This window comes from Butyrivibrio sp. (genome assembly GCF_017940685.1).
In the GTDB taxonomy this organism is placed as follows: Bacteria; Bacillota; Clostridia; order Lachnospirales; family Lachnospiraceae; genus Butyrivibrio.
The window spans coordinates 1-5071 of sequence record NZ_JAGAYD010000014.1 but is presented as its reverse complement, the minus strand read 5'-3'; the positions used below and the strand labels follow the sequence as shown (position 1 = coordinate 5071).

The window sequence follows — 5071 nt, the reverse complement described above, 5'->3', positions numbered from 1 at the left end:
ATGCCCGTGTATCAAACGGCAAGATCGTTCGCGACGGCGAGCAGATCATGATGGGCGGCAACGAATCCTACGTCTCAGTCTGCCGCAGACACTTCCTTTCCGGCGAAGTGGACGGCAAGAGAGAACGAGATATACAGGAGTGAAACTAAAACAAGACACGGGGACGGTTCTACTGTCTCATTGTACACAATGAGACAGTAGAACCGTCCCCGTGTCTTGTTGTGCACAATGAGACAAAAGAACCGTCCCCGTGTCTTGTTTTACAGGGCAGCCAGGTCTACCTGCTGCACGGTTCCAACGCCTCCGCTTTCACGAAGAAAAACGCCGGAAGCTTTTGTCATGGCCTGCATGGTGAAGGTGCTGCCAAAGTGAGAAAATTCGGTATTGGCACTTCCAAGGTGGATAGCCCCAACATCGGCTTCTTTAAGGCCAAGTAGTGTATCTGTTCCGTCTTCATTTCTGATCCAGATCTTTAACTGGTCGTAGACCTTATCGTTTTCATCAATCCAGCCATTTTTATCAATATCATAGGCAGAAAGATCTTTAAAACCGTCCCCCGACTTTGTTCCAAAAAGTTCCGAGCCATCATTGATCTTCCCATCACTGTTTTTATCTAGTGCCAGGAATCCTGAGCCCTCTCCCAGATTTGAAATTTTCTCTTCCTGCCCGTCAGCATCAAGGTCAAAATAGAAATTCTGATCACTGATATTTGTTACGCCGCTGCCTACATTGATAACAAGAGGATCAATAAGGCTTACTGCGCTTGCCACGTCAATTCCAGCGTATTCGCAGAGCCTTCTGGACATGGAGAAGCTCGCTCCAAAATCAATGACTCTTCCGTCCTCTGTAAGAGCGGTGCCTGTGCCACTAAAGGTTGTCTCCTCTGTCTCGATGTGAGTAACCACAATAGTGGTCTTCTTTACAAGCATGTTTTCTGTAAGCATGCCTGCAGTGTTTGACAAGGTTTTTGCATATCCCCTGCTCTGGCTATCTCCCCCAAATATCTGAAGAAGACTTAAGATCCTTTCAAGAAGCATGTTCCTGAGCTCCATGATCTGATCCTCAAGGGCAGAGGTCTGAGGAGACAGATACTCTGACTTTGAGGGCTTAAGCGACATGTAGCTGCCACTGCCCAGGGCCGTATCCTCCGAGGATGCATCTGAAAGTTCAAACTGGTCCATTTTCTTTTCCTGGCTCTTTAAGCTCTCAAGAAATGCACTCCTTGTCATGGTTTCGGTCTTCATAGTCACACTTCTTTCCTCCTGGTAATGGTGACCTGAGACCAGGTTTACGTTACTTTGTGCAATTTTCATGGTACCTCCTTAGCGCTGGTTTGGGCCCGTTTCTGCGAAAAAACTGCTGCACAGGATACAGTTTTTGGGGCAAAAAAAGGACCTTCACCCAGATGAAAGTTTACTCATCCTTGAAGATCCATGCTTTCCTTAGCTGTATTATATATATCGGTTTACAGCACTGCGTTCATTATAGGAATTAAAAAAGTTTAAATTTTCAGATTTTTCAAGTTTTTAATATAAATTTAATCAGCAAAATCCAATTAATATGAGAAAATATAATAGACGTAATATGAATACATTTATGGGTGAAATTATATGAAAGTGGCTTGCGTATCAATTGATATACTGCATCCTGTGCTGACAAGTCTTTATGATTGCGGCTGTGAGATCATGAAGGTTTTTACATGTAAAACCGATAACATTACAGAGTTCAACACAAAGACTGTGGCCTTTGCAAAAGAGCATGATATTCCCCTGCAGATGGATCGCATAACCAAAGACGATCTTTACGATCTGGTGGCTTTAGGGTGTGATTTTGTACTGGTCGGCGGATATTACTACGTGATCCCTGTAATAGATGAGCTTCGCATTGTAAACACTCACCCAGCTTACCTTCCTATCGGAAGAGGCGCATGGCCAATGCCTCTGACAATCTTAAAGGGCCTTACCGAGAGCGGTATCACCATGCACCGCATGACAAAGGGACTTGACGAGGGAGAAATCATCCTTAGGGAAAAGATGCCTGTTTATGCGGATGATGATCTTTTAACCCTTACTGAGCGCCAGAATGCACTTATTCCACCAATGGTGAAAAAGCTTGTTTCCGACTTCGACAATCTCTGGGATAGTGCAGTTCCTCAGGATGACTCTATTGCGGAGTACTGGGAGATGCCTGAAAAGGACCAGTACACCGTAAAAGATACTGATTCTTACGACAAGGTTGATCTGATACTCAGGGCTTTTTACAGCTACGAGTGCTATTACATTGATACGGCAACTGGTCAGGAATACGAGCTCATCGGAGCTGTGGCTAAGCCAGGTGCTCCTAAAGATGAAAGCAGTCCAAATATCTTTTCTGTAAAAGGAGGTTATATATCTGCACCAAAAGTCAGATGTATTTAATTATGCCTGATATTGCAATATGTTCAATAGAACTTGGTCAAGAAGATGCAATTACGCAGCTCTATGATACATATGGATATGGAGACAGCGCTCACGCCTTCAAAACTATGTATATCTGGGCTCAGGATATGTCCATGTCACTGTATCAGACCTCTGGTATGTATACTGCCAAGATGGAGGAAGACGGCGACAACACCTGGATGTTTCCCGTTGGAAACGACGCTGAGAAGTGTGCCTTTATCGAAGAGATGCTATCAAAGGGTGATCTTAGATTCAGATACATGACAAAGTGGGACACATTCTTTTTACAGCAGTATTTCCCAGGTAAGTTCAAGGCTGATCCTGCCCCGGATGACAGCGAGTATATTTACGACAGGAATACCATTGAGAACCTTCCTGGTGGCAGCTTTTCAAGGAAAAGAGATTACGTTCGCCAGCTAATCCGTGACCACGATATGGAGACCAAGTATCTTTCTGCCGATATAATTGATGATGTGCGGCAGATTGCCACAGCCTGGGCCAGAAGTAAGGAAAATCACACGGATGTACTTGATAAATGTGCAAATGAGATAATCCTTACGGAGTACGATGCCCTCAATATTTCGGGGATAGTTCTTTACATGGACGATGCGCCTTGTGCGGCAGTTCTGGGATATAGATTAAATGACAATACAGTGGATTGCTGCACCCAGAAAACTGATTGCTACCTTCACGGACTTCAGTATTACATGAGACAGGAATTTTCCAGAATGCAGCCAGAAGAGGTTGAGTTCTTTAATTGGGAAGAGGACCTTGGAATAGAGGGACTTAGAACTGCCAAGCAATATATGCATCCACATTCAATGATAGATATGTACACAGGAAAGCAGATATGAAAATACACAAGATATCATCATTCACAAAGCAAATGTTCATGAGGCAGTACCTGCCTGCCATTTCATCAGCTCTGGTCCTGTCAGTGGCGGATATGGCAGATGCTCTTGTTGTTGGTAACAGGATGGGTGCTGTGGGACTTGCAGCTATTGCCTTTGCAATCCCGGTATTTATGATCTACAACGTGATAGCCCATTCCTTTGGCCTTGGAGGAGCGGTTGTTTTCTCCAAGAAGATGACCAAGGGAAAAGAGGAAGAGGCAAGGCAGGACTACAAAGGAGTTCTGGTCACAATATTTATCCTTGGTATTGGTATAGCGATCCTGGGTAATGTTTTTGTAAGCTTCATCGCCAGGATCCTTGGAGCTGATCCTGTAAATCAGGAGCTGTTTGCAGCAACTGTTATCTATTTGAGATTTCTTTTCGCTGCGGCGCCGTTCTTCTTCTTTGGATATACAGTTGGCTACTACATGAGAAATGATGACCTGTATAAAGAGTCATCTGTAGCATCCCAGATTGGTAACGGATGCGACTTCTCTCTAAACATCATACTGGTTTTGTTCTGTGGCCTGGGCGTTATGGGAGCGGCTCTTGCAACACTTATCGGTATTATTATCACCAGCACGGTAGAGCTCTTTTTCATATATGGAAGACAGTCACACCTTAAGATCTTCCGTGTGCGTCCAAACTTTAAAAATGTGTTTACCAGCTACAAGACAGGCTTTTCATCCTGCATCACTTACATTTACACCTTCGTATTTATCTGGATAGGAAACAATGCGCTGTTCAAGTTATCTGGGGAGATCGGCGTTGCGGTATTCGAAATTGTACAGAGCTTGTCTTACCTGATGGGATATGTGTTTAATGCGATCAGCATGGCTGCCCAGCCGGTTCTTAGTACTTACGAAGCGGAGTGCAACTACAAAGAAAGCGATGATGCCCAGATACTTGTTAGAGACGTCGGTATCATAACCTCGGTTATTCTGGGGTCAGTGATCATAGCCTTTGCGGCGCAGATATGTATGCTGTTTGGTATCAGGGATGAGGCTTCGATATCCTATGGCGTGTACGCTCTAAGAGCATTTGGACTGTGTGTTTTGTTTGCCGGCTTCAATATCCTTTTGGCCAACATCTACACCGCAAGAGACATACCACTTCCCGCATTTATCATTTCCACACTGCGCGGCTTTGTGATCCTGGTACCTGTGATGCTGCTTTTCATCTTCCTTGGAGAGAAGGCATTCTGGTATACCTATTTTGCAACTGAGCTTATCAGCTTCATCATTGTTTGCTTCTACGTAAAGTTCTTTATGAAAAAGACAAAGAGGCTGGATGCAGACAAAGTCTATACCACAACGCTTCATGGAAAAAGTGATGACCTGGGTGATGTTCTTTCCCAGGTAGAAGGGTTCCTTGAAAAGTGGGAGGCTGATCCCAAGCAGATGTACTACGTACAGATGACCATCGAGGAAGTGTGCTCAGCCATTATCAACATGGGCTTTTCCAAGATGCAGGACAACAACGGACTTATTCAGCTGACGCTGGTGTGCAGGGGAGAAAAAGGTTTTTCAATGCACATAAGGGACAATGCAATAACCTTTAACCCGTTTGATATGAACAAGAAAAACATAGGCGACATTGACGATGACGATTCAGATTTCAATGCCCTTGGAATGGATGTAATAAAGAAGAAAGCAAAATCTTTTTACTATAGACGATATCAGGGATTCAATACAATGGTGGTGAAAATATGAGAAAAACCAGAAAAATGTCTTTGGGCAT

General features: G+C 44.1%; 5 protein-coding genes. 4 read left to right on the top strand and 1 reads right to left on the bottom strand.

From position 1 onward, the window contains the following. Nucleotides 1-23 precede the first annotated feature (23 nt). Nucleotides 24-143 (top strand): hypothetical protein, encoded by a 120-nt coding sequence (locus J6I68_RS17380; RefSeq protein WP_442861719.1) that lies wholly within the window; start codon nucleotides 24-26, stop codon nucleotides 141-143. A 117-nt stretch (nucleotides 144-260) separates the two neighbouring features. Here the strand turns inward: J6I68_RS17380 and J6I68_RS00865 are convergent, their stop codons facing one another. Next, a complete protein-coding gene (locus J6I68_RS00865; protein WP_292216434.1) occupies nucleotides 261-1313 on the bottom strand; it encodes a hypothetical protein in 1053 nt (350 codons plus the stop codon). 297 nt (nucleotides 1314-1610) lie between these two features. Between J6I68_RS00865 and J6I68_RS00860 the strand changes: the two genes are divergently transcribed. From J6I68_RS00860 to J6I68_RS00850, 3 genes are read left to right on the top strand one after another with little or no spacing between them, the layout of a single operon-like run. Continuing rightward, entirely contained in the window at nucleotides 1611-2417 is an 807-nt protein-coding gene (locus J6I68_RS00860; protein WP_292216432.1) for a formyltransferase family protein, read from the top strand. Nucleotides 2418-2419: 2 nt separating this feature from the next. Continuing rightward, the gene (locus J6I68_RS00855) at nucleotides 2420-3292 is read left to right on the top strand and encodes a DUF2156 domain-containing protein (RefSeq protein WP_292216431.1); all 873 of its coding nucleotides are present in this window, start codon (nucleotides 2420-2422) and stop codon (nucleotides 3290-3292) included. Then, nucleotides 3289-5043: an MATE family efflux transporter gene (locus J6I68_RS00850; RefSeq protein ID WP_292216429.1), complete on the top strand. Its 1755-nt coding sequence runs from the start codon at nucleotides 3289-3291 to the stop codon at nucleotides 5041-5043. The genes J6I68_RS00855 and J6I68_RS00850 overlap by 4 nt, the downstream gene beginning before the upstream one ends. The last annotated feature ends 28 nt before the right edge of the window (nucleotides 5044-5071 follow it).